23 protein-coding genes are annotated in these 23,796 nt (G+C 45.7%); 6 read left to right on the top strand and 17 right to left on the bottom strand.

The genetic code is table 11. From position 1 onward, the window contains the following. A complete protein-coding gene (locus tag PATL_RS20370; protein WP_011576684.1) occupies positions 1-660 on the top strand; it encodes a glutathione S-transferase family protein in 660 nt (219 codons plus the stop codon). A 53-nt stretch (positions 661-713) separates the two neighbouring features. Next, a complete protein-coding gene (locus PATL_RS20365; protein ID WP_011576683.1) occupies positions 714-1,145 on the top strand; it encodes a DUF3859 domain-containing protein in 432 nt (143 codons plus the stop codon). A 354-nt stretch (positions 1,146-1,499) separates the two neighbouring features. On the opposite strand, the gene hflC is transcribed toward PATL_RS20365, so the two are convergent. From hflC to PATL_RS20320, 9 genes are all read right to left on the bottom strand, one after another. Then, a complete protein-coding gene (gene hflC / locus PATL_RS20360; protein ID WP_011576682.1) occupies positions 1,500-2,384 on the bottom strand; it encodes a protease modulator HflC in 885 nt (294 codons plus the stop codon). A gap of 3 nt (positions 2,385-2,387) precedes the next feature. Further along, positions 2,388-3,536: an FtsH protease activity modulator HflK gene (gene hflK, locus PATL_RS20355; RefSeq protein ID WP_011576681.1), complete on the bottom strand. Its 1,149-nt coding sequence runs from the start codon at positions 3,534-3,536 to the stop codon at positions 2,388-2,390. Between the two features lie 63 nt (positions 3,537-3,599). Next, positions 3,600-4,898 (bottom strand): ribosome rescue GTPase HflX, encoded by a 1,299-nt coding sequence (hflX, locus tag PATL_RS20350; protein WP_011576680.1) that lies wholly within the window; start codon positions 4,896-4,898, stop codon positions 3,600-3,602. Between the two features lie 25 nt (positions 4,899-4,923). Further along, positions 4,924-5,175, bottom strand: coding sequence for an RNA chaperone Hfq (gene hfq, locus PATL_RS20345; protein WP_006994043.1), 252 nt, complete (start codon positions 5,173-5,175; stop codon positions 4,924-4,926). A 79-nt stretch (positions 5,176-5,254) separates the two neighbouring features. Then, positions 5,255-6,202 (bottom strand): tRNA (adenosine(37)-N6)-dimethylallyltransferase MiaA, encoded by a 948-nt coding sequence (miaA, locus tag PATL_RS20340; protein WP_011576679.1) that lies wholly within the window; start codon positions 6,200-6,202, stop codon positions 5,255-5,257. Continuing rightward, a complete protein-coding gene (mutL, locus tag PATL_RS20335) occupies positions 6,186-8,105 on the bottom strand; it encodes a DNA mismatch repair endonuclease MutL (protein ID WP_011576678.1) in 1,920 nt (639 codons plus the stop codon). Before mutL ends, miaA begins: the two co-directional genes overlap by 17 nt. A 49-nt stretch (positions 8,106-8,154) precedes the next feature. Next, positions 8,155-9,492 carry an N-acetylmuramoyl-L-alanine amidase gene (locus tag PATL_RS20330; protein WP_041714122.1) on the bottom strand — a complete coding sequence of 446 codons (1,338 nt, stop codon included), beginning with the start codon at positions 9,490-9,492 and terminating at the stop codon, positions 8,155-8,157. After that, the gene (gene tsaE, locus PATL_RS20325) at positions 9,489-9,950 is read right to left on the bottom strand and encodes a tRNA (adenosine(37)-N6)-threonylcarbamoyltransferase complex ATPase subunit type 1 TsaE (protein ID WP_006994039.1); all 462 of its coding nucleotides are present in this window, start codon (positions 9,948-9,950) and stop codon (positions 9,489-9,491) included. Before tsaE ends, PATL_RS20330 begins: the two co-directional genes overlap by 4 nt. Then, positions 9,947-11,482, bottom strand: a complete 1,536-nt coding sequence (locus PATL_RS20320; RefSeq protein ID WP_049765919.1) for a bifunctional ADP-dependent NAD(P)H-hydrate dehydratase/NAD(P)H-hydrate epimerase — start codon at positions 11,480-11,482, stop codon at positions 9,947-9,949. The genes tsaE and PATL_RS20320 overlap by 4 nt, the downstream gene beginning before the upstream one ends. Here PATL_RS20320 and queG point away from each other — a divergent pair. Further along, the gene (gene queG, locus PATL_RS20315) at positions 11,470-12,663 is read left to right on the top strand and encodes a tRNA epoxyqueuosine(34) reductase QueG (protein ID WP_011576675.1); all 1,194 of its coding nucleotides are present in this window, start codon (positions 11,470-11,472) and stop codon (positions 12,661-12,663) included. The genes PATL_RS20320 and queG overlap by 13 nt on opposite strands. A 76-nt stretch (positions 12,664-12,739) precedes the next feature. On the opposite strand, the gene PATL_RS20310 is transcribed toward queG, so the two are convergent. From PATL_RS20310 to PATL_RS20300, 3 genes are all read right to left on the bottom strand, one after another. Continuing rightward, entirely contained in the window at positions 12,740-13,117 is a 378-nt protein-coding gene (locus tag PATL_RS20310) for a hypothetical protein (RefSeq protein ID WP_011576674.1), read from the bottom strand. A gap of 113 nt (positions 13,118-13,230) precedes the next feature. Next, entirely contained in the window at positions 13,231-14,022 is a 792-nt protein-coding gene (locus tag PATL_RS20305; protein ID WP_011576673.1) for a tRNA1(Val) (adenine(37)-N6)-methyltransferase, read from the bottom strand. 43 nt (positions 14,023-14,065) lie between these two features. Beyond that, positions 14,066-14,716, bottom strand: coding sequence for an NAD(P)H-binding protein (locus PATL_RS20300; RefSeq protein WP_011576672.1), 651 nt, complete (start codon positions 14,714-14,716; stop codon positions 14,066-14,068). A gap of 63 nt (positions 14,717-14,779) precedes the next feature. On the opposite strand from PATL_RS20300, the gene PATL_RS20295 reads away from it, so the two are divergent. Next, positions 14,780-16,987: a S9 family peptidase gene (locus tag PATL_RS20295; RefSeq protein ID WP_011576671.1), complete on the top strand. Its 2,208-nt coding sequence runs from the start codon at positions 14,780-14,782 to the stop codon at positions 16,985-16,987. Between the two features lie 90 nt (positions 16,988-17,077). On the opposite strand, the gene PATL_RS20290 is transcribed toward PATL_RS20295, so the two are convergent. Next, the gene (locus PATL_RS20290; RefSeq protein ID WP_011576670.1) at positions 17,078-17,452 is read right to left on the bottom strand and encodes a PH domain-containing protein; all 375 of its coding nucleotides are present in this window, start codon (positions 17,450-17,452) and stop codon (positions 17,078-17,080) included. A gap of 121 nt (positions 17,453-17,573) precedes the next feature. On the opposite strand from PATL_RS20290, the gene PATL_RS20285 reads away from it, so the two are divergent. Beyond that, a complete protein-coding gene (locus PATL_RS20285; RefSeq protein WP_011576669.1) occupies positions 17,574-18,590 on the top strand; it encodes a serine/threonine dehydratase in 1,017 nt (338 codons plus the stop codon). A gap of 125 nt (positions 18,591-18,715) precedes the next feature. Here PATL_RS20285 and PATL_RS20280 read toward each other — a convergent pair whose 3' ends face one another. Together PATL_RS20280 and PATL_RS20275 are read right to left on the bottom strand one after the other, a co-directional pair. Beyond that, the gene (locus PATL_RS20280; RefSeq protein ID WP_011576668.1) at positions 18,716-19,624 is read right to left on the bottom strand and encodes a carbon-nitrogen hydrolase; all 909 of its coding nucleotides are present in this window, start codon (positions 19,622-19,624) and stop codon (positions 18,716-18,718) included. Then, on the bottom strand, positions 19,621-20,673 hold the full coding sequence (locus tag PATL_RS20275) for an agmatine deiminase family protein (protein WP_011576667.1): 1,053 nt from the start codon (positions 20,671-20,673) through the stop codon (positions 19,621-19,623). Before PATL_RS20275 ends, PATL_RS20280 begins: the two co-directional genes overlap by 4 nt. Positions 20,674-21,190: 517 nt before the next feature. Between PATL_RS20275 and PATL_RS20270 the strand changes: the two genes are divergently transcribed. Continuing rightward, on the top strand, positions 21,191-21,511 hold the full coding sequence (locus PATL_RS20270) for a DUF3718 domain-containing protein (protein WP_006992928.1): 321 nt from the start codon (positions 21,191-21,193) through the stop codon (positions 21,509-21,511). A 102-nt stretch (positions 21,512-21,613) separates the two neighbouring features. Here the strand turns inward: PATL_RS20270 and PATL_RS20265 are convergent, their stop codons facing one another. Further along, a complete protein-coding gene (locus tag PATL_RS20265; RefSeq protein WP_011576665.1) occupies positions 21,614-22,942 on the bottom strand; it encodes a DUF3300 domain-containing protein in 1,329 nt (442 codons plus the stop codon). A 168-nt stretch (positions 22,943-23,110) separates the two neighbouring features. Continuing rightward, positions 23,111-23,725 carry a GTP cyclohydrolase II gene (ribA, locus tag PATL_RS20260; protein ID WP_011576664.1) on the bottom strand — a complete coding sequence of 205 codons (615 nt, stop codon included), beginning with the start codon at positions 23,723-23,725 and terminating at the stop codon, positions 23,111-23,113. Between the last annotated feature and the right edge of the window lie 71 nt (positions 23,726-23,796).

Below are 23,796 nucleotides of genomic sequence, written 5' to 3'. Positions count from 1 at the left end.
ATGTTTGATTTGTATACCTCGTCTACTCCTAATGGCTGGAAGGCCTCTGTCGCACTTGAAGAAATGCAGTTGCCTTACCAAGTGCACAACATCAACTTAATGGAGCAAGAACAGAAAACTCCAGCATTCCTAGCGCGTAACCCCAACGGAAGAATTCCGGTGCTGGTGGACAAAGGCGAAGACCATTTCGCCGTGTTCGAGTCCGGCGCGATCATGCTGTATTTAGCTGAAAAAACGGGGCAGTTCATCCCCAGAGATGCCAAAGGCCGTTCGCAAGTTATCCAGTGGTTAATGTTTCAAATGGGCGGGGTAGGGCCAATGATGGGTCAAGCCAACGTGTTTTATCGTTATTTCCCTGAAAAAATTCAACCGGCTATCGAGCGTTACCAAAAAGAAGGCCGACGTCTGTTCGAAGTATTAGACGGACAATTAGCGAAGCATGAATTCCTCGCAGGGGATTACAGCATTGCCGATATGGCAAATTGGTGCTGGGTACGCACGTACGAATGGTCAGGCATCGATATTTCAGGCCTGGATAATTTAGTACGTTGGAAGAACAGCATCGAAGCCAGACCATTGGCCCGTAAAGGCACCCAAGTACCGGATAAAATTGACAAAGAAAATTTGGTCAAAGGGGCACAAACCATTGTCACTCGGTAATTCCTTTGACGTAGAACAATGCTTATATCAAAGAAAGCACGAGGGACAGCGTAATGTCTAAATTACGCTCGTCTTTTGATATCACCAGTTATGGCATATACAAGCACTGGGATGAACAAGAAAAAGCCTTGCCCAAGATAAAAACCTTCACCACGGACATTCCAGCCGAACTGGATATAGAATTCGGTTTTATTATTAACTGTAAAAAAGCCAAGGGCAAAAAGCTTACGTACTGGATTTATCATCCAGAAATTCCTGACGACACAGGAAACATCATGTCCCCGTTCCAAGGCGAGGTGTACGTAGACAACAACGACTGGGACTTCTATCTAGGGGACACCATCTGGCCGCCTTTAGAAAATAAAGTGGGAGACTGGCGAATGGCGATAGAACTAAATGGCAAAGTATTAGCAGAAAAAACCTTCAGCGTACTAATAGAACACGGTGATGGCGAAATTCAATTCTGGAAACGTCGGGGGTATTGAAGAGGAAAAATAAAGCCGTATATACCCAGAGAGTATTTCTGAGATTCCCTCCTATAGACTTCACTCTTTTCTAAACGAGGAGCATTGTCCCAATTCGCTGTTTGCGCACAGCTAATTCGCCCTTTTACGGCCAATTGTTTAGGTGAATGTGACAGCCGCTTGATATAGCACGATTTTCTTCTTCGGTTACGTTTTCGGATATAAAGCACCACAATAAGTAAGCAGCAAAGCTGTGCGCCGTGGGCAAAGGCGATAGGTGTCCGCAGGACATGAGAAACAAGCATAAAAAAAGCGCCAAATTGGCGCTTTTCACGTTTTTTTCAAAGAGCCTTTTATACAGCTCTTATAAATAGATTAGTTTTGGCCTGTTTCGTTCTTCATGTACTTAAAGAAGTCACTGTCAGGCTCAAGCACGATGACGTCTTGCTTGTTGCTGAAGCTGTTCTTATATGCATCCATACTACGTAGGAAGTTATAAAACTCAGCGTCTTTGGTATAGGTTTTAGCGTAAATTTCAGCGGCTTTTGCATCCCCTTCACCACGTAATTTACGGGCGTTACGTTCTGCGTCAGCAAGCATTACGGTCACTTTTGCGTCCATATTTGCTTTGATGAATTCAGCTTTCTCTTTACCTTCAGAGCGATGCTCACGGGCAACCGCGTCACGTTCAGTACGCATACGTTGGAAAATGTAGTTACGTACTTCCAGCGGTAAGTTGATTTGCTTAACACGTACGTCAACAATTTCGATACCGAGTTCATCTGAGCTATCTGATGCTTGCGCCATCGCTTCGTCCATCAACTCTGAGCGCTCACCAGATACGATTTGCGAAATGGTACGAGTACCAAATTCAGAACGTAGTCCGTTGTTTACTTTTTGTTGTAAAAGGATTTCAGCGTTGTCTTTAAAGCCACCTGTTGCCAAGTAGTATTTAGCAAAGTCTTTGATTTTCCATTTGACGTATAAATCAACGATTAAGTCCTTTTTCTCTGACGTAACGAAACGGTCAGCTACTTCATCCAATGTTTGAATACGTGCGTCTAGGGTTACAACGCGGTCAATTAGCGGTAGCTTAAAGTGTAAGCCGGGCTCGAAAACCACGGTTTCACCGCTGTCGCTATCACGTTGAACTTTACCGAATTGAATCACGATGGCCTTTTCACCTTCGTCCACGACAAACAGTGAGCTAAGGACCAATGCACCTAGTGCGATAATGATGACGATTAAGAAATTTTTCATCGCTTAGTTTCTCCCACTACGTGAACTGCCACTACGAATGCCGTTATCTTGTGAGCCACTATTTGATACTGGATCTTGATTACGTAAACCTTCTAGCGTTCTACGGTTTGTTGATGGCGATGTGCTGGAGGCTTGTTTCTCCAGGATTTTGTCTAGCGGTAGATAAAGCATGTTGCCACTACCTTTGGTGTCTACCATGATTTTGCTGGTGTTAGCGTACACTTCTTCCAATGTTTCCAAGTAAATACGGCTACGCGTCACTTCAGGGGCTGCTTTATATTGAGGAAGCAACTCTTCGAAACGTGCAACTTCACCTTGCGCCTGCAGGATAGATTGCTCTTTATATGCTTGCGCTTCTTCAGCCATACGATTGACTTGACCACGAGCACGAGGCTCGATTTCACGAGAATAAGCTTCTGCTTCATTGATAAAGCGTTGCTCATCTTCTTGGGCGGCAATAGCGTCATCAAATGCGGCTTTCACCTCTTCTGGAGGGCGGGCATCTTTAAAGTTCATATCAACTATTGAGATCCCCATATCGTAGGGTTCTAAAATTGCTTGAAGTTCGTCACGTACATTTTGACGTGCCACTTCACGGCCGCTGGTGAGGATGTCATCCATTTTTGAATGACCCACTACGTAGCGAATGGCACTGTCAAACGCTTGGCTCAAGCTTGTTTCTGGGCTAGTCACCGAGAAGCTGTACTTATACGGTTCAAGAATTCGATATTGTACTTCCATCTCTACCCGCACCACGTTTTCATCTTCGGTCAGCATAGAGCCAGAAGAAGGCAGTGAACGTACCGTTTGCACGTCAACGGGTAACACACTATCAACGAACGTCGGTTTCCAGCGTAGACCAGGCTCAACAAAGTGGCTGAACTCACCGAAACGCAATACCACACCGCGCTCAGCTTCACGTATGGTGTAAAAACCACTGATGAACCAAACGATAACTAAGAGGCCAACAACCAAACCAAGACCCAAACCGAAGCCTTTGCCGTCAGAAGAGCCGCCTTTGCCACCACCGAACTTTCCGAATTTATTTAAAATATTTTTAAATACTTCGTCTAAATCAGGTGGACCTTGATCGCGACCACCGCGGTTCTTCCACGGATCGTTATTGTTACCACCGGGCTCATTCCAAGCCATCTTTACTCTCCAAATAGTTAATCATATATATTCTGTTTATAAATTCTACGTACCGGATAACCGCTATGCTTCAGTGCTTTTCACAATAAGGGCTGCTAAATCAGCATCAGAGTGTTTTGCCAAACGCTGCCAATCTGCAAGAGGCATATGTATCTCTACTAACCAGTCACCATTATCGGCATAAGATTCTTCAGAGATGCAGTTTAAATTAAACAAATCACCTCGTAGTTTACCTTCTTGCGGCGGAATGCGTAACTGATGCCGCACCATATTCTGTGCTAGGCAATCGCTCAGTGCTTCGAACAATAATTCAGTTCCTAAGCCTTGCTGTGCCGACATCCAGACGCGAGTTGGTACGCCGTTTTCATCTCGATCGATCCGTGGCTCAACGCCGTCCATGCGATCAATCTTGTTACAAATCATTAATTGGGGTATTTCGTCAGAGTCAATCTCGTCCAATACCTCATTAACCTGATCGATATTCTCACGAAATTGGTCATCGGAATAGTCAACCACGTGGAGCAATAAATCTGCCTGCTGCGTTTCTTGAAGTGTTGCCTTGAAAGCGGCGACCAAATCATGAGGAAGATGGCGAATAAATCCAACCGTGTCAGCCAATATTGCTGGGCCAACGTCCTGTAACTCAATTCGTCTCAATGTTGGGTCTAACGTGGCAAATAGTTGATCCGCTGCGTATACCTCAGACTGAGTGATCGTATTGAACAAGGTCGACTTACCGGCATTGGTATAACCCACAAGCGCTAGGGTCGGAATTTCAGCCCGCACTCGCGCGCGCCTGCCTTGTTCACGCTGTTTTTGTACTTTGCGTAACCGCCCCTGAATACTTTTAATACGCGCACGCAGCAAACGTCTGTCGGTTTCTAATTGTGTTTCGCCTGGACCACGCAAGCCTATCCCGCCTTTTTGACGCTCAAGGTGAGTCCAGCCGCGGATAAGACGTGTAGAAATATGTTTAAGTTGGGCGAGCTCTACTTGTAACTTACCTTCGTGGGTACGTGCACGTTGCGCAAAAATATCTAAAATCAATCCGGTGCGATCCAGCACACGGCATTTACATAATTGCTCTAAGTTACGTTCTTGAGAGGGCGATAAGCTGTGATTAAAAATAACCACATCAGCTTCAGATGCTCTAACGGTGTTCGCTATTTCTTCTGCTTTGCCACTGCCGACAAAATAGCGCGTATGAGGAGCATTACGGCTGCCAGTAACGACATCAACCGCGTTTACTCCCGCAGATGTGGCCAACAACTGAAGTTCTAGTAGATCTTCTTTGCTGTTGTCATCAGAAAAATCTATATGTACTAATACAGCCTGTTCGCCTGCTTCATAACGGTCAAACAAGCCGTTCTCCTGGAACCTTCACTAACTATTGGTTCTCGTCAGCATCCGCATGAGGATTAGTAGCAGCAACCGGTAACGCCCGTGAAGGAACGACGGTAGAAATTGCATGCTTATATACCATTTGGCTGACGGTGTTTTTTAGCAAAATGACAAATTGGTCAAATGACTCAACTTGACCCTGCAATTTAATCCCGTTGACAAGATAAATTGATACAGGAATACGCTCTTTGCGTAGCGCATTTAAAAATGGGTCTTGTAAAGACTGCCCTTTAGCCATCATCTATCCTTTCTTTTTATTATCAAACTCGCCTTTTTGCCCAGTATACAGAATTTAAAAAGGCTGTATAGCTCGCGGCTCACGTACGAATTCTGCTGAGTTTCATCACATTAGTCAAATTGTCTTTTGAAAAGGTATCTAACCAATGTAGGTTTTGCCAACTGCGTAACCACGTTAGTTGGCGTTTAGCCAGTTGTCTGGTGGCTGCCAAGCCTTTTTCGCGCATTTCTTGGTAAATATTTTCACCGTCTAAATACTGCCACATTTGTCGATAACCCACACAGCGCATAGACGGTAAATCTAAATGTAAATCTGCTCGAGATTTTAATTCTATAACTTCATCTTCAAAACCAGAATTCAGCATAATATCAAAGCGTTGTGCGATTCTATCGTGCAAAATATGTCTGTCTGATGGTGCTATAGCAAATTGTGAAAATTGATATGGGGCCGAAGGTTGTTTATTCAAACTTAATTCGGTCATAGATTTACCACTGATGCGATAAATCTCTAAAGCACGGCTCAAACGCTGAGGATCATTAGGGTGAATACGCTGTGCTGAAACCGGGTCTATGCCTTGTAATTCCTGATGTAGCGCTTGCCAGCCATTTTTCTCGGCTTGCTTTTCAATTTCTGCTCTGACCAGTGGATCTGCTTGAGGTAAAGTGGATAAACCGTCGGTTAATGCCTTGTAATACATCATGGTGCCACCGACCAACAATGGAATACGCCCGCGCTGAGTAATATCTTGCATGGCTGCTAAAGCATCGCGTCTAAATTCAGCCACAGAATAACTTTGTACTGGGTCGAGTATGTCGATGAGTCGATGGGGGGCTTGAGCAAGCTCTTCGGCCGTGGGCTTGGCGGTACCAATATCCATCCCTTTATAAATTAACGCTGAATCAACACTGATTATTTCACAGGGAAGGGCCTGACAAAGCTCAATGGCCAGTGCGGTTTTACCGGAAGCCGTAGGCCCCATGAGTAAAATAGCAGGTGGAAGCTGTTGATTGTCAGTGTGTTGATTCAATATGGGCGCTTACTAAAGTTGCCAGCGGTAATAACACCGCTGTATTCATCAAAGTTTCAAACGTACGTGGGTAAGCAATGAGTGCTGTCCACGTTTCATGAATCTGAAGTGGGGTAAGTTTTGGTGAATGCAATGCGATGCAATTAAATAAATGTGTTTTAACCTCGTTTTCACCTGAAACGGCGTTATCAAGTAACTCGGGCAGTATGTTTGCCCAAGGTAGATGGCGCATACCAGATGGTACCTTTTTCAAGATAACGCGCTTTTGACTCCAACCGATTTCTACACGGTTATTCAGTAGCGCTTCATACATGGCTTGTGCTCGCTGAAGCGCGGGCTGGTCAGCGACAATTGAAACTGGCATCAGCAATGGTTGTGACACACAGTTATCTGTATCAAAGGTGGTACTGATATGCGCCGCCACAAGGGCACGGATAGTTAACACATAGTGCTGAGCTTCAAACAGCACCAATAGTCTTTCTTCGTCCACCGGCACGCATAAGTGCTCATTCTGGGCGGAGTGTGTCACGTCACTGTTAAGCACATGCTGGGCGCTCATGAGTTGTTGGTAACCTTTTACCGCCTGTGCCGATAAACTATTGCCAGAGCCAGAGCCAGAGCCAGAGCCAGAGCCAGAGCCAGAGCCAGAGCCAGAGCCAGGAGCTTGAACGCGCCCAGCTGTATTGTTGAGTGGGTGGTTGTCAGAGGTTAATGACTCGCTACTTAGGGCCGACGAATAATCTGGCGATGAAGAATGCATCTGGGAAGCTGGCTCCCCTTCAGCAACACCGGTAGATGATTGCTGGGCCGATTGAAGAGGGGCAATGTAGTCGTGTTGCAGCGCCACCTCTGCCAACTGGCTGGGCCCAGATTGCGCTGGTGTGTTGCTAAAGTATTGATGGATGCCATCAGCAAGCGCACGAAAGATAAAATCATGGACTAAACGAGCTTGATGAAAGCGTACTTCATGTTTGGCTGGGTGCACATTTACATCCACTTCGTGGTGCGCAATGTTTAAGTACAGCACGTAATTTGGCGATGAATCAGGGCTGATAACGCCTTCAAACGCTTGGCGAATGGCGTGGTTAATCAACTTATCGCGCATCATGCGACCGTTTACGTAGAAATACTGCACATCGGATTGCTGGGTCGTTGCATCAGGCGGGGTTATCCAGCCGATTAATTCCATATCTTGATAGTGGCTGTCTAAAGCGATGGCCGTATTGGCAAAATCCTTATTACAAATCGCCCCTAAGCGTTTAAGGTGATCGGTTTGCTCAGTAAGCGCAGGGTATTTGCGCAGTAATTTACCATTGTGCTTTAAGCTAAAGCTCACATCGAAGCGACTTAACGAAATACGCCTGATGACTTCATCAATATGATTGAACTCAGTTTTTTCAGCCCGTAAAAATTTACGCCGAGCAGGGGTGTTAAAGAATAAATCAATCACCTCAACACTGCTGCCATCAGGATGAGCCACAGGGTTTAATTGTACCTGCATGTCGCGTCCTTCTGCGTGGGCTTGCCATGCCTGTGGCTGATTTATGGGTTTTGAGGTCAATGTTAAGCGTGCCACTGAGCTAATACTGGCTAAAGCTTCTCCGCGAAAGCCCAAACTGTGAATGTGCTCTAAGTCGTCTAGGGAGCTAATTTTACTGGTGGCGTGGCGACTTAAAGCAAGTGCCAGCTGGTCTTTTTCGATACCACCGCCATTGTCGCGAATACAAATGCGTTTATGCCCACCTTTGTCTATTTCGATATCAATTTGACTGGCCCCAGAGTCGAGACTGTTTTCGACTAACTCTTTAACAACAGACGCAGGTCTTTCCACCACTTCACCTGCGGCGATTTGGTTAGCAAGTTGAGCGGGTAAAATACGTATCGTTGCACTGGTGGCTGACAAAAAAAGACCTTAAAAAGATAATTGAGCTGTGGCGTTATTGTATAACGGACTAAGTGCGAGGAATAGTCAGCACTTGTCCTATGCGTACTACATCGGAGCTTAAGTTATTCGCGGCTTTAATATCACCTACGTCTACATTGTAGCGCTGGGCAAGTAACGATAGGCTTTCGCCGCTGCGCACTCTGTGAGTACGATTATGACGTTTCTGTTTTGCCCATAATGAATCATCAGGCGGGGAGTCTAAAAAGTGGGTTTTCACCGCTGTAAAGATTGAATCGGCCAGTTGCTGACGGAATTTGGACCAATTCAAATTCTTCTCTTCGCTTGGGTTTGAGATAAAACCCGTTTCAACCAAAATGGACGGAATATCAGGCGCGGTTAATACCGCTAAGCTAGCCGCTTGGGGGATTTTTTTGTGCATTCTGGTGATGCCCCGCAACTTGCCTATGACCTTACGGCTTAAATCGTAACTGGTGGTGAGAGAGTGATCCATAGACATATCTAGCAAGGCTTGTGTTAAGTAGCGCTCGCTTGCGGTGTCTTGAATGACCTCTGCAGCCCCTCCAAGTAGCTCAGAGTGGCGTTCAGATTTTTCCATCCAACGGCCTAACTCTGAATTAGCGCGGCGCATAGATAATACCCACACCGAAGCCCCTCGCGGTTGAGGTGTAGTAAAGGCGTCGGCGTGTATTGATATCAGCAAGTCTGCCTTGTGCTTGCGGGCGATGTCGGGGCGTTTATTAGGGGAAATATAATAATCGCCTGAGCGCGTCATAACCGCTTTCATTCCGGGTTCGGCATCGATCAGTTTGGCTAAGCGCTGGGCGACATTCAGGGTGATATTTTTTTCAAATGTGCCGCCGCGGCCAATAGACCCAGGGTCTTCACCGCCATGGCCAGCATCTAACACGATCACAATGTCGCGTGATTGTTGAGAATTATTGTGTTTGACAACAGTAGGGGCAGTTTGAGGGGCGTTTTTATCATCTAAATCTATTACTAAACGATTTCGATAGGGCTCGGTCGGTGGCAAGGCAAATAGCGTGCTTTCGAGCTTTTTCTTTAACTCAATGACAACCCGTATGCTGCCTTTTTCTTTGGCTGAGCTATAGCGAACTTTTTTGACTAAAGGGCTCTTATTCGCGAGTTTAGCAAAGTCGAAATTTTTCTCAGTGTCCGCCAAATCAATGACTAAGCGCTCAGGGTTACCTAAGGTGAAATAGCTATATTCAGGTGTGTCTTCAAGATCAAATACGATCCGAGTGCTGCCGGGGGAGGGCCAAATTCGGACACTATCAATGGCATTTTTGGCGAAACTGGCAGGAACGACCAAGAGCAGCATAATGCTGAAAATTCCCGCTGTTATTTTTTGCCAAAGATACTTCATTTTTGGGCCAATTCGCTCAGTAGTGTTTGTCCATATTCGTTATTTGCTTGCACAGTTAACGAGCGACTATTTTCAATAAATTCAATACTAATGTGTAAATCTGCCGCTGCCAAGAGGCCTTCGCCTTTATCTGCCCATTCGATTAAGCATATGCAGTCGTCGTCAAAATAATCACGGATCCCGATAAACTCTAGCTCTTCAGGATCAGATAGACGATATAAGTCAAAGTGAAATATGCGCCAGTCATTTATTTCGTATGGCTCCACCAGTGTATAGGTGGGGCTTTTAACTCGCCCTTTGTAGCCTAAAGCGTGAATAAAACCGCGGCAAAAAGAGGTCTTCCCTGCACCGAGATCTCCTTCCAGATAAATGACCGTAGCGCGGCTGCAGAGATTGGCAAGCTGCCCAGCTAATTCAGTTGTGGCCTGCTCATCCGCTAAATAAAAAGAATGCTTCATGTGGGATTAACTAATACTCGTAAAGGTTCAAAAAGATCGCTGGCAAGCATACCACGTTGACCATATTGGTGGGCAACGTTATCCGCAGCGTTTGCGTGCAAACATACCCCATATAAAGCCGCTTGCGTGGCCGTCATCTTTTGGGCAAGAAGCCCAGCAATTATCCCCGTGAGTGTATCGCCCATCCCGGCGGTTGCCATACCAGGATTGCCGTCAGTGCAAATCCAGCTTTGTTCACCATTGCTAATGATGCTGCCAGCTCCTTTAAGTACCGCTATGGTATTATATTTGTTCGCCAGTGCCTGGGCTGCTTTTATACGGTCTTGCTCGATTTCGGCAACGCTGCTACCCAGCAAACGCGCTGCTTCTCCTGGGTGAGGAGTGATCACACTGCGCTCTTTTGACAACGCGCTTTGGTGTGAAGCACTACCGTCTGCCAGCAAATTGAGTCCATCGGCGTCAATAACGCAGGGCTTTTGCGTCGAATGTAAATGGTTCATTACCTCATTAAATAAGGACACAGCCCATTCGTCAGTGCCTAAACCTGGTCCCATAGCGATGCAGGAACACCAATTAAGTTGTGATGAAAGTTGGTCGCTGGCTAACATTAACTCTGGGCGACCCATGGAGATAGGCAATCGGCTGTCACCATGGCAATAAGCTCGCACTAGCGCTGCGCCTGTGCGAAGTGCGGCTTCACTCGTCAAACGTAACGAGCCTGGCATGCCTGTATTGGCACCCAGTGTCAGTAAACGGCCAAAGTGGCCTTTGTGGGCATTGGTTTCACGTTTATTCAGTGTGGGTAAGTGGGCATAATTGACCAAGTAAGCATGAGGCGTGGCAATCGCATTGAAAGCGTCTGCTATATCTAAATCATCATAGATGAGCTTGCCGCAATATGATTTGCCTTGTCCTGTCAGCAAGCCCGCTTTTAGGGCAACTACCGTGACGGTACAATCGGCTTGTACGCAGGCACCAAGTGGAACGCCCGTATCAGAATTTAGCCCTGAAGGTACATCAATGCTTAATATTGGCAGGTTCGACGCGTTAACAGCATTGATGAGATCAAGAGCGTCATCTCTAACTTGGCCATTTAATCCTGTGCCGAGAATGCCATCGACGACAACGTCATAAATTGAAAAATCTGCATCTCGCCATGGAATAATCTCTCCGCCTTCTGATAACCAAGTCTGCTGCGCAGTATAGGCATCACCGTGCAGTGGTTTATCCGGAACAAGGGCGGCTACTGTCACTTGCCAGCCAAAAAATTTAGCCAAGGTGGCAACCACATAGCCGTCACCCGCATTGTTGCCGGCACCTACTACTACTAGTAAATTATGCACATAGGGAAAGATGACTTTGAGATGGCGGAATACACCTTGCCCCGCACGCTGCATTAACGCGTACATCTGATAGCCGCTGGCTGCCGCGGCGGCTTTTTCCTGTTGACGTACCTGCTGCGCGAGAAAAACTTTCTGTGATAAACTGCTCGGCGCCCAATTTTCCGTCAAGGTTGTTAATGTCTTTTGCACAATATGATCTCCATCAATTAGCCCAAAATATCAAGGCTTGGGGCGAAGCGCTAGGCTTTCAACAAGTTGGTATTGCTGATATTGATTTATCTACTCATGAAGACAAGCTGCAATCGTGGTTGGACAGTGGCTATCATGGGCAAATGAACTTTATGGCTGAGCATGGCATGAAGCGCGCGAGGCCAGCTGAGTTGTTGCCCGGTACCCTGCGCGTTATTAGCGTGCGTATGGATTACTTACCCCCAGATGCCAAATTTGCTCACACGTTAAAAAATAAAGAGTCAGCTTATATAAGCCGTTACGCATTGGGCCGTGACTACCACAAATTATTGCGTAATAGATTGAAAAAACTGGGCGAAAAAATTCGCACAGAATGTACAACCGCTAATTTTAGGCCGTTCGTAGACTCCGCCCCTGTGCTAGAACATGCGCTGGCGGAAAAAGCCGGTATCGGCTGGACGGGTAAGCACTCGCTTACGTTGAATCAACAAGGCGGGTCATGGTTTTTCTTAGGGGAGTTGTTTATCGATATTCCGCTACCGGTTGATGCGCCAGTTGAAGAACAATGCGGCAGCTGCAATGCGTGTATTACCATTTGCCCTACCCAGGCGATCGTCGCACCTTATGTAGTAGATGCTAAACGCTGTATTTCCTACTTAACCATAGAATTAAAAGGGGCTATCCCAGAAGCGTTTCGCCGTGCCTTGGGCAATCGCATTTATGGTTGCGATGATTGCCAACTGATTTGCCCGTGGAATCGCTACGCGAAAATTACCAATGAAACTGATTTTCACCCCAGAGACGTTTTACAAGGTAGAACATTAGCCGAGTTGGCGATGTGGGACGAGAGCACGTTTTTAAAAAATACCGAAGGGTCTGCTATTCGTCGCATAGGGCATGAACGTTGGCAACGCAATATCTCGATTGCCTTAGGCAATGCACCTTATTCAACGCATACCTATGAGGCAATCACAGCGTTAGCTGCTCACGGTACAGATTTGGTGAAAGAGCATGCTCGCTGGGCGCTAAATGAGCAGGACCTAAAAAAAGCACAAAGCATCTCAGTCGTGGCCGTTGACGATATTACGCCTCGAGACGATTCGTTATTGGCCCCGCAAGAAAAACGCTTAAATCAGCGGTTAATTCGCAGCATCGAGAAAGGCTTGGCACGAGACGCTTAACACGTTCGCAGACACGATGATCTCGCATATGAAATGCCATATCTATTCCGAATAACCGTTCGTTAGTCACCCATCATCAGATGAAATACTGCACAATCCTAGGAACACTTTCGTGATCCATGGGCAGAGTGAACTCATACCCTTCACTGTCGGTGGGAAATCCATACAAACCAAAGCGATTTCCTCTGGCCACACTGACAATGGCCACGAAGTTAGCGTGGTCTTGTAAGTCGTCTTCAAGTGGATCCAGAATAGGCAAGGTGTAGCGGCCAAATTCCATGATGGCAATTTGCCTGTGATGACGTTGTACGAAGCAGGTGAAAGTCGGGTTGGGCACACAAGCATACAAGGCAAATTTAGGAATTTGCAGACCGACGCCATGCCAATGAAACTCCAACACGTGTAAGCGGTCAGTCAAAGATGAAACGGAGTTTGGTAGCGGTACAGCACGCATAGTAACCTCCTGAAGATAAGCAAACGGACTCTTTTTCGTTCGCTTATCTTCACATTAGGTAATTTTCACTCAACTATCTAGCGTTTTTTGTCGCATTTATGCGCAAGCTCTAACTAAAAATTTAAGTAATAGTCTTTGCAAAGTGCTTTGTATTGGTCTGAATATTGGTGACTTTGTGTATAAATAGTCAAGGTGTCACGGGTCGGTGGCTCAGGGCTAGTAAGGGCACGGCTAATGGTGTCGCGTATACAGGAAGGGTCATTAAAGCGAAAGGCAAGTAGTTCTCGAAGGGCATTTGTATCGGGTTTAGAAAACACCGTTAACTGCTTTATTAAACTTAACCCTAACGGGTCTGCCAATTCAATAAATGCTTGGCTAACATCGCTGGGTAAAACACAGTAAAACACACCTGAGGGGGCAAGCAATCGCACCACATTATTGAGTAGCGTGTGATGTGTTAGCTCACTGGTTTGCCTCGCGGCCACGCGTTTCTGGGCCTGTTTTTCATGCGTTAGAATCGGGCTGTTAAAATACGGTGGATTACTGATGATAAGGGCAAATTTGGGGTTATCACAGTTTTGTGTGAATGATTGCACACTGGCTTGCTGCGCATCGAGTCTATGCGACCAAGGGCTGTTGGCCATATTACGTGTGGCCTGACCAATAGCATCCTTATCGATATCAATTCCGCTAATATGGGTTTGTTCACTGCTTTTTTGGGCCAGCATAATAGCTAACAAGCCGCTACCCGTTCCTATGTCTAGGAATCTTTGTGTCTCTGAGGCATTTATTAAATCACCCCCGGTCACCCAACTGCCGAGCATGATGCTGTCGGTGCCGACTTTCATGGCGCAATCTTGATGCTCAATAAAGAACTGTTTAAATTGAAACCCTTGGCGCTTCATTGAACGTCCTTTTTAGCGCTGTTTTCAAAACGTGTTTTAGCGCTCATTCAGCCCTCCCTTTAGGGAAGAAGTCTTGCAGGGTTATCATATGCGCGGCCACTTGCCTTGCGCTCACAGGCTTATATTTCGCCCAACGACCAAACAACAATGGAGAAATAAGTTTGGCAAATACAATTCCTATGCGCTCGGCGAAGCGTGTTTCTGAGCGTTCCCCAAGTAATAGTGATGGGCGCACTGCACTGGGTTGCTGTAAACCTGACAGGTTCAATATGGCGTTTTCTAATTCACCCTTCACGCGTAAATAAAAGCTCTTACTTTTGGCGTTAGCACCCACCGAAGATATCCACACAAAGCTTTGTGCTTTTTGTGCCCGGGCAAGCTGCGCTGCAATGTGCACGTACTCAAAATCGACTTTACGAAAGGCCACTTTGCTTTTCGCTTGCTTAATAGTGGTTCCTAAGCACACGTAAATATGGTCAGCGTTAAAATACCCTTGGTAGTCTTGCAGTTCATCGAAGTTGATAACGATGGGCTCTAATATGCCTTTTGGGTCGGGATAGTCACTGTGTTTCAGCGGCTTTCGTACCAGACACGTTACTTTGCCATAACGCGAGTCTACGAGTAGTTGTGTCACTAAAGCTTTACCTACTAAACCTGTTGCGCCTAAAACGAGTGCCGTATTTCTGTTCTTCATGTTTTACCTATGCGGATCAAGTCATTACAATACGCAGCTTATGGTTAAAGGATACTGATAATAATGAAAAATCTCATTTGGATCTTGTTATGTTCACTGGTGGTACCGGCAATGGCAACTGAAAATCTAACGATAGAACGCATTTTTGACTCTCCCGCCTTAGAAGGCAGCTCACCGAATAGCGTTAAAGTCTCCCCAGACGGCAAGCGCGTGACCTTTTTACAGGGGAAAACCACAGATTACGAGCGTTATGACCTGTGGGAATACAACATTGCAACGGGGAAAACCCAAATGTTGTTCAACTCAGACGACTTACATAGCGGCCCTGAAAGCTTATCTGATGAGGAAAAAGCTCGCCGTGAGCGCATGCGTCTTAGTGGCTCAGGCATAGTGAATTACTTTTGGTCAGACGATGGCAAGGCTTTGTTGTTTCCGTTAGCGGGAGATGCTTACTATTTCCGTTTAGGGGATGACAAAGCGCAAAAGATTTTGGACACAGACGCATTTGAAACTGATATTCGTTTTTCACCCAAAGCGAACTTTATCTCTTATGTACGTGAGCAAAATCTGTTCATCAAAGATATCAAGACTCAAGTAGAAACCCAGCTAACGTTTGATGGCAAAGGTCCAATCAAAAATGCCATGGCGGAGTTTGTCGCTCAAGAAGAAATGGGCCGCATGACCGGCTACTGGTGGTCACCAGATGAAAGCAAAATCGCTTTTACTCAAGTGGATGAGTCGCCGGTTGACGAAATTACTCGTAGCGAAATTTACTCGGACTCTATCAAAATGATCAATCAGCGTTACCCAAGTGCGGGTACGCCGAATGTTACGGTAAAGCTTGCGGTAAAAGACCTTGCTAGCGGCGACACCCAATGGGTTGACTTAGGTAAAGAGCAAGACATTTACCTTGCTCGGGTAAATTGGATGAAAGACAGCCAAACGTTAACCTACCAATGGCAAAGCCGTAACCAACAAACACTTGAGCTACGCGCGTTTGACAGCAAAACAGCCAAGCAAAGCGTATTGCTGACTGAGTCGAGTAACACTTGGGTTAATTTAAATGACGACCTGCACTTTTTAAATGACCAAAAGCATTTTATTTGGGCATCAGAGAAAAGCGGATATAAACACCTTTACCTATATAAAACTGACGGCACCTTGGTACGTCAGTTGACGAAAGGCGACTGGGTGGTGGATGAAATTGAAGCCATTAATGAAAAGCAAGGCCTAGTGTATTTTACTGGCCGCGCTGACACGCCTCTTGAGCAACACATTTACGCAGTCGCTATTGCTGGTGGCGATATCAAAAAAATAAGCCAACGCAGTGGTACCCACGCGCCTAGCTTCAGCGACGACGCTTCTGTTTATGTGGATAAATTCTCGACAGCTAATACGCCGTGGCAGGTCAGCTTGCATCAGGCCGATGGTACGCACTTAGCTTGGTTAAGTGAAAATGCGATTAAAGCAGGTCACCCATTAGCGGCATTGCAAAGGGATTGGGTTGAGCCAACGCTCGATAGCTTTGTTACTGAAGATGGCGCAGAGCTTTATTATCGTTTGTACACACCGAAAAAAATTCAAGGTAAACACCCTGTTATTGTTTACGTATACGGTGGCCCTCATGCACAAGTGGTGACAAATAGCTGGGGTGGCAATCGTGGCTTGCTAATGCAGTATTGGGCAAATAAAGGCTATGTGGTGTTTTCAGTGGACAATCGCGGCTCGAACTACCGCGGTAAAGGCTTTGAAGATCCCCTCTATAAGAAAATGGGCAGCACAGAAGTGGATGACCAAATAGCGGGGGTAAAATTCTTGCGTAAATTGCCTTATGTCGACCCAGAACGTATTGGTATTTATGGGCACAGTTACGGCGGTTATATGTCACTGATGAGCATGTTTAAAGCCGGTGAATACTTTAAAGCCGGTGTTGCTGGTGCGCCCGTCACAGACTGGGGGTTATACGATACCCATTACACCGAGCGTTACATGGGTAACCCAAAAGAAGATGAAGATGCTTACATCGCTTCTTCTGTTTTCCCTTATGCAAAGAATCTGACCGGTGATTTGATGATTTACCATGGCATGGCAGACGATAACGTATTGTTTACTAACAGCACCAAGCTATATAAACATTTACAAGATTTGGCTATCCCGTTTGAAAGCATGGATTACCCAGGCAAGAAACACAGTATACGTGGCAAGCAAACAGGTATTCATTTGTTTCACACTATTACTAACTTCTTTAATCGTCATTTCGATATGAAGTAATAGCATTAATATTCAAGTGTAAATGAATATTGAAACGAAAAAGGCGACTGTTCAGTCGCCTTTTTCGTACTTGCTCAAATGAGGCGTCCGTTAAGCAAACATGTGTGTCGCCAGGGTTTGCTGAATGCCAACCACTGTGTCTTTCTTAAGTTCTTTTTCAATCGGCTGGTCTAGCCCCGACACCCAAATTTTCAGCTCGGCGTCTAAATCAAAATGCCCGGCGGTTTCAATTTTAAATTGGGTGATGGCTCGATAAGGAATGGAATGATAATCCACCTTGCGGCCGGTCAAGCCTTGTTTGTCAATCAGCAACAAGCGCTTATTGGTGAATACGTACATATCGCGTACCACTTTAAACACTTGCTGAACCTCTTCTGTGGCACCGATAATCGGTGCTAGTTCTTCGCTCACATCACTGACATCGATTTCAGATGCGTTGCCCATGATGGCGTCAAGTAATCCCATGTTGTTCTCCTTTTTAGATTTTGCTTAGTAAAACCGATTTTGTGCAAAAAGAGAACTAATAACGGGTGTTTGCTCATGCTAAAGTGTTTATCGGCTTTATTTATCAAGGAGTTGTTATTACATGCCTAGTGTGAACTTTGCTGATATCAGTGCGGCTAGATTACGTATCTCGCGTTATGTGCGTACGAGTGAACTGATGACATCTGCATTACTCAATCGTTGGCTGGGGCACGAGATTTTGTTCAAAACTGAATGCTTACAGCGCACTGGTGCTTTTAAGTTGCGCGGCGCATTGAATACCCTGCTGCATGCGAAAGAGAAAGGTGTTCCCATTAAACGAGTGGTAGCTAGCAGTTCGGGCAATCACGCCCAAGCGGTGGCTTATGCTGCATCTTTGTTTGATATTCCTGCGACTATTTTTAGCGCACAAAACATCTCAAAAATTAAAGCCGCTGCCACTCGCGCTTATGGGGCTGAGTTGCGCTTATTCCCCTTACGAGATGAAGCGGACAATGCCGTGGCGCAAGCCGCAAATGAGCCCGGCACGTTGTGGATCCCGCCTTTTAACCACCCAGATGTCATTGCGGGGCAGGGTACAGTAACGGCTGAAATTCTAGAGCAAACCGCTGACGTGAATGGCATATTCATGCCTTGTGGCGGAGGTGGTTTAGCCTCAGGTAGCATGCTAGCCGCACGCGCGTTAAGCCCACAAACTAAAGTCATCGCGAGTGAGCCACTGGCGGGTAACGATGCAGCGCAATCTTTGCGCTTGGGCAGTATTCAGCGCTTAATAACACCGGCTAAAACACTCGCGGATGGCGCCGCAACGCCAGTGGTAGGCGAACATACCTATCCACTAATACAACAGCTAGACGGTTTTTACGAGGTGGATGAAACGCAAATCGCCTACTGGACGCAGTGGCTACAGCATTTATTAAAGTTGCATGTTGAGCCCACAAGCGCCATGAGTATGCATGGTGTGGTCAACTATTTGGCCAAGCAAAGCGCACCGCAAAAAGTGGTGGTGATTTTGTCTGGGGGAAATATCGATGCACAAAAAATGCAGCAGATTTGGCAACAAGACCATTTAATCAATCAACCAAGTTTACCCAGTGTGCCGCTGGCCTCAGTAATGTAGCTCCTCTTGGTTCCGTCTACGTTCTTTTTGAACTTGCTCATTAAAAAAGCCCTAATGACCTAGTCAGTGGGGCTTTATTTTATGCACTATGCTAATTAGCTGTTATCTAGTGAGTACTAGGGTCTTTAGTCGCGCCAGCGCTTAGTTATATCTTCGTAGGCGTCGATACGACGATCGCGGAAGTATGGCCAAATGCGCTTCACTTGTTCCGTACGGGCTAAATCTAATTCAACCATCAAGTTTTGTTCGCTGTCAGCATCTGCTTGGGCGAGGATCTCTCCTTGCGGGCCTGCAATAAAACTTTGCCCCCAAAACTGAATGCCATTGTCACCTTCTACTGGCGATGCTTCAAAGCCTGTGCGGTTTGCCACTACCACAGGCACTGAATTCGCCACTGCGTGAGAGCGCTGAATGGTTTGCCAGGCACCGAATTGTCTTTGTTGCTCGTCTACTGTGTCAGCTGGATCCCAACCAATTGCAGTGGGATAGAACAACATATCTGCGCCGCGCATGGCCATCAAACGAGCTGCTTCTGGATACCATTGATCCCAACATACTAGTACGCCCAATTTACCCACACTGGTTTGGATTGGCTCAAAGCCCATGTCGCCAGGGGTGAAGTAAAACTTTTCGTAAAAACCTGGGTCATCAGGAATGTGCATCTTGCGATATTTGCCGACCATGCCTAATTGGCGATCGAACACCACTGCGGTGTTGTGGTACAAGCCTGAGCCACGTTTTTCAAACAAAGACGTAATTAACACAATATCTAACTTGGCGGCTAGCTCGGAAAAGTAGTCCGTTGCGGGACCTGGAATGGGTTCCGCTAAATCAAAAAAGTCTGTATTTTCCTGCTGACAGAAATACAAGGTGCTGTGCAATTCTTGTAGCATAACTAATTCGCAACCTTGTTCGGCGAGTTTTGTGACTTGTTCAGCGCTACGCTGCCAGCTGAGTTGCTTGTCATTATTGGCAACCGCTTGTTGAACGACTCCTACCTTTAGGGTTTTGGCGGTTTGTGGGGTGCGGCTCATAACTGACTGACTCCTGTTGCTAGTTTCTTGCTAATGTCGAACGTTAATGTACTCACCGGAACTTGCATACTAATACAATGCAAGCTGCCGAATTGCTGAACCAAAGGTAAGCAATTTATTGGCACGATTGTATGTTCAGGATAAGCCTTTGCCATTATATCCATGGCAAGTTGATCTTGTGGCTGCTGATATACAGGACATAAGATCTGTTTATTATTTATCAAGTAGTTGGCATAAGAAGCAGGCAAGCGTTCGCCTTGCTGGTTAAACACTTGGGGCAAGGGAAGTTCGAAGATTTGATGTTTGGGCATAGCAGCTTTGCACTCGTCGACCAGGGCTGCTAAGCCGGCATAGTGAGTGTCATCGGGTACATTAAATGCTGACTGCACGACTAGGCCATCGTGAGGGGTAAACCGAACTAGGGTGTCAATGTGGCCGTCTGTGTCATCACCTTCTAAATGCCCTTGTTGGAATATATGCACACTCTTAGCGCCTAAAGCGACTTTGAATGCCCCGCGATATTGAGACATCGTCATGTCACCATTACGCTCAGGGTTCGATAAACAAAACTCAGTAGAGAGCAACACACCTGCATCGTCTATTTCTAGCGCACCGCCTTCAGCGACAATATCGAAACTCTGCAACGGTAAACGGCATAAGCCTGCTAATACTTGCTGGTTTATCTGATTGTCTTTGTTAGCGTCGAATTTATTGCCCCAGCCGTTAAAGTTAAACTCGATAGGCTGCATGCCACCTGAACTATGGCAGGTTAAAAAGCCATAATCTCGTACCCAAGTGTCGTTATAATCGGCGTGTACTAATAGCACGCGATCAATGGGCTGTTTAAAATCTTGGCTCAAGGTTTTAAAGGCAGGGATTTCTTGGTCGCGAATAAGCAGTATGACACCAGTACCAGCTTGGTTAAGGTTAGCCATAATCGTCAAATAGACTTGGCGAACGTCTACAAGCCAAGGTTGCCAGTCTGTTTCTTGGTCAGGCCACGCAAGAATAATGGCTTCTTGAGGCGCCCATTCAGGGAGTAATCGCATAAAATTTACCGTCACACATTAAAGTTGCTCAATATTCGCGGAGTATAATGATAACCATCAGGCGGGTCTTGTGAATTTTGCCTGTTTAGCGCTAAATTTGTTATCAATGTAATGCGCTTGTCTCAATCCACATAAAAATTACCCGATAAAATTCTGTAATAAAACCTACATATTTTGTAATTTAACAACGTTTTAACGTACCATTAAGGCTGAAAATCTAAAAAATGGTTAAATTTTGCGCTTTTTCTGTTTTTTAGCTGACGTGACTTTCAGTTTTAAACAGATGTTTTTGGAATAAATAGGAATATTCATTTCAATTATGAGTATATATAAATAAAAAATATTGTTTAAATTCAATCATTTACAAATGTTATTTTTGTGTAACCCCCTGTTTTACATGCTTTTTACTACTTTCGTACAATAAAACCACAGACATGATCATCAAATTCATGGATATTTCAGTGGCAGGCAGAACCTGCTGAACACTTAAATAGCTAACCAATATTTGGAGCACACAATGAAAAAAGTACTTATATCTCTCGTCGCGTTGACAGCCTTTAATGCAAGCGCTGGTATGGAATCTAGTAGTAAAGTGCGTTTCGCAGGTGACAGCGAATACTCAAGCTTCTGTAAAGCAGTAGTAAATGATGATCTTGGTATGCTCAAGCGCAGCCTACGTAGCAAAGTGGGTCAAGTAGCGGCAAGCTCTAACGATGTTCTTCGCAAGCTTGTATCGGCTGAAGGCATGAAGTGTAACGGTGTTGATTTGATTCAATTCTCAGAACAGCGTGAAGCATCACAAGTTAGTGCTTACCTAAAGACCAAAAACAATGCGTAAGAGGTCGCTCGATACCTCATTCAGCATAGGCAAATAGCCTGCCCAGCAGGCTATTTTAGCTTCTTTTTCTCCTAAAGAGCTACACGCTGTACTATATTTCTTCTAAGGTTCTACCCTTCTTGCATTAAACTTCCCTGAATGTGTCTTAGTCTGTCTAATTGACTGTTTTGTCACCCTAGATGGTGTTCTGTACTGCTTGTTTTGTGATGCCCTTTTGACGGCTTTCGCTGGCTTAGAAACGTAACGGTTTTTACTGTTGTTTCTGTCGACACTTTGACGCTGAATGCGCTGACTTTTTATCGCACGCTGAGGCTTTGTTCTTACCTGCTCTACCTTTTGCCTACCTTGTTCACTTTTGTAAGACTGCCCGTTTGCTTGAGATAAACGTTTTGAAACCGTCTTGCCGTTACTTTGTTTGCTTTGCTCAAAATGCGTGTTCTGTTTGCGATGAGCATTCTGCTCTCGCTTATACTGCCCATGATTGCGGGCGCTTGGTTGGCGCTTCAAGCGCGAGACGACCTTATCCCTATGTATACGACTTTTCTGCATTTCAACGTTACGGCTGGTAACGGCGCGCTTATGGGTACCGTTATACCCACGATGGTATTTTACTGTGCGTCTGTGGTGATTATTATGTTGCCATCTTGGGTAGTTGCGCACTTTACTATAGGTATATCTGTGATTCGAACGGCGGTAACGATAGTCGTTATTGATCACCACGTAATTATTACGCCAGTGAAAACCACCGAAGAAGAACCCAGCGCTGATATGAAATCGCGGACTCCAATGAAATCCTGAGTGATAGGTGTAATGACGAGGCGAGCGCCAAAAAATGGGCTGGTGGACGGTCCACCACCAATCACCATATACCACGCGAGTGTCATAGTAAGGCACGTAAACGGTTTCACGTTCAACACTGTGGATCACTATTTTATCTTGCTCACGTTCAACATTTTGGTATTGGTTGTCTTGTAAATTCCCTTTGGCATACGCCCGGCTTCGCAGTGTTTGCACGCTTTCTAACACTTGCGCTTCATTCGCTAAAAATGCATCACCTAAATCTTGCAGCCAGTTAAGGTCTTTGCTCATACGTTCAAGCAATTCAGTAAAGGGAGTCAAGGCAATGACGCTAGGATCCCAATCCTGTTGTTCGGCAAGATCCAGTGCTTGTTGTTCTGACAGGTTAGCGTGCTCTTCACGCCAGCGAGCGGCTTGCACTACTTCGAGGGGATACGTTGCTCCAATCAAGATATGGGATAACAAAGAATCTGGGTACAAGGCGATAGGAGCCAACATTTGGTCTAATTTTGCTTGATGTAGCTCGACAGTTGGTTCAGCTTGGGTTTCTGCATGGGCCAATTGCAGCGCAACGCTAATCAACAGGCTTATGGCAGCTACATAAATGATGATGTACTTAGTGTTTCTGCCCATAGGACACCTCAGTTGTTTTATCTTTACACGATAGGTAAAGGGTATACGGTGACTGTAGTGTGGGCGATTAAGGCTTAATCTAAACTGAATCGAGGCTTAAGTGAGTGAATTATATCTTGCCGGGAAAGCGGGAAAGTTAAGGCCGCGTAAACGGCCTAACAATAATGATTACTTGAGTAGGTGCGGGTCAAACACATGACCCAATTTTTCCGTTTTAGTGCGAATATAATGGCGGTTGTCATCTGTAATGCCGTGGTCAATTGGCGTGCGGCTGACCACTTCAATGCCCATCGCTTCTAGCGCTTTACGCTTTTTAGGATTATTGGTCATCAAATTCACCCGTTGCACATTGAGGGTATCAAGCATTAACTTGCACATATCGTATTCTCGCAAGTCAGCGTCAAAGCCTAAATGCTCGTTTGCTTCAACCGTATCTAAGCCTTGGTCTTGCAAATTATACGCTCGAATTTTGTTTAACAAGCCAATGCCACGCCCTTCTTGACGTAAATAAAGCAGCACTCCTTTGCCTTGCTCTACAATATTTTGTAGCGCCTTTTCTAACTGTGCGCCGCAGTCACAACGGGTACTGAATAATGCGTCTCCGGTTAAGCATTCAGAATGAATTCTCATGGGTACCACATCACCAGATTGCCATTGTCCGAAAGTTAAGGCGACATGTTCTTGTTCGGTAGCGGTTTCAACGAACCCGTGTATGGTGAACTGGCCCCAGCGCGTGGGAAGGGAGGCTGAGCTCACGAATTCGTACTTCTGATGTTGTTTCATAATTTTGCTTGCTGACTTGTAAAAGTTATTTAATGGGCTGTCACACTGGATGAAAATATGGGTGCGGAATA

Source organism: Paraglaciecola sp. T6c, from assembly GCF_000014225.1.
GTDB lineage: Bacteria > Pseudomonadota > Gammaproteobacteria > Enterobacterales > Alteromonadaceae > Paraglaciecola > Paraglaciecola atlantica_A.
This window is presented reverse-complemented; position numbering and strand designations above follow the sequence as displayed.

Bases quoted from the DNA above. Each gene is read 5' to 3' on its own strand.
- ribA (WP_011576664.1), bottom strand. From the start codon at position 23,725: ATGAAACAACATCAGAAGTACGAATTCGTGAGCTCAGCCTCCCTTCCC.
- PATL_RS20330 (WP_041714122.1), bottom strand. From the start codon at position 9,492: ATGAAGTATCTTTGGCAAAAAATAACAGCGGGAATTTTCAGCATTATG.
- PATL_RS20365 (WP_011576683.1), top strand. From the start codon at position 714: ATGTCTAAATTACGCTCGTCTTTTGATATCACCAGTTATGGCATATAC.
- PATL_RS20270 (WP_006992928.1), top strand. From the start codon at position 21,191: ATGAAAAAAGTACTTATATCTCTCGTCGCGTTGACAGCCTTTAATGCA.
- hfq (WP_006994043.1), bottom strand. From the start codon at position 5,175: ATGGCTAAAGGGCAGTCTTTACAAGACCCATTTTTAAATGCGCTACGC.
- hflK (WP_011576681.1), bottom strand. From the start codon at position 3,536: ATGGCTTGGAATGAGCCCGGTGGTAACAATAACGATCCGTGGAAGAAC.
- PATL_RS20280 (WP_011576668.1), bottom strand. From the start codon at position 19,624: ATGAGCCGCACCCCACAAACCGCCAAAACCCTAAAGGTAGGAGTCGTT.
- queG (WP_011576675.1), top strand. From the start codon at position 11,470: ATGTCTTTTGCACAATATGATCTCCATCAATTAGCCCAAAATATCAAG.
- PATL_RS20300 (WP_011576672.1), bottom strand. From the start codon at position 14,716: ATGAAGAACAGAAATACGGCACTCGTTTTAGGCGCAACAGGTTTAGTA.
- PATL_RS20290 (WP_011576670.1), bottom strand. From the start codon at position 17,452: ATGGGATTACTTGACGCCATCATGGGCAACGCATCTGAAATCGATGTC.
- hflC (WP_011576682.1), bottom strand. From the start codon at position 2,384: ATGAAAAATTTCTTAATCGTCATCATTATCGCACTAGGTGCATTGGTC.
- PATL_RS20370 (WP_011576684.1), top strand. From the start codon at position 1: ATGTTTGATTTGTATACCTCGTCTACTCCTAATGGCTGGAAGGCCTCT.
- tsaE (WP_006994039.1), bottom strand. From the start codon at position 9,950: ATGAAGCATTCTTTTTATTTAGCGGATGAGCAGGCCACAACTGAATTA.
- PATL_RS20265 (WP_011576665.1), bottom strand. From the start codon at position 22,942: ATGGGCAGAAACACTAAGTACATCATCATTTATGTAGCTGCCATAAGC.
- PATL_RS20305 (WP_011576673.1), bottom strand. From the start codon at position 14,022: ATGAAGCGCCAAGGGTTTCAATTTAAACAGTTCTTTATTGAGCATCAA.
- PATL_RS20295 (WP_011576671.1), top strand. From the start codon at position 14,780: ATGAAAAATCTCATTTGGATCTTGTTATGTTCACTGGTGGTACCGGCA.
- PATL_RS20275 (WP_011576667.1), bottom strand. From the start codon at position 20,673: ATGCGATTACTCCCTGAATGGGCGCCTCAAGAAGCCATTATTCTTGCG.
- PATL_RS20285 (WP_011576669.1), top strand. From the start codon at position 17,574: ATGCCTAGTGTGAACTTTGCTGATATCAGTGCGGCTAGATTACGTATC.
- PATL_RS20310 (WP_011576674.1), bottom strand. From the start codon at position 13,117: ATGCGTGCTGTACCGCTACCAAACTCCGTTTCATCTTTGACTGACCGC.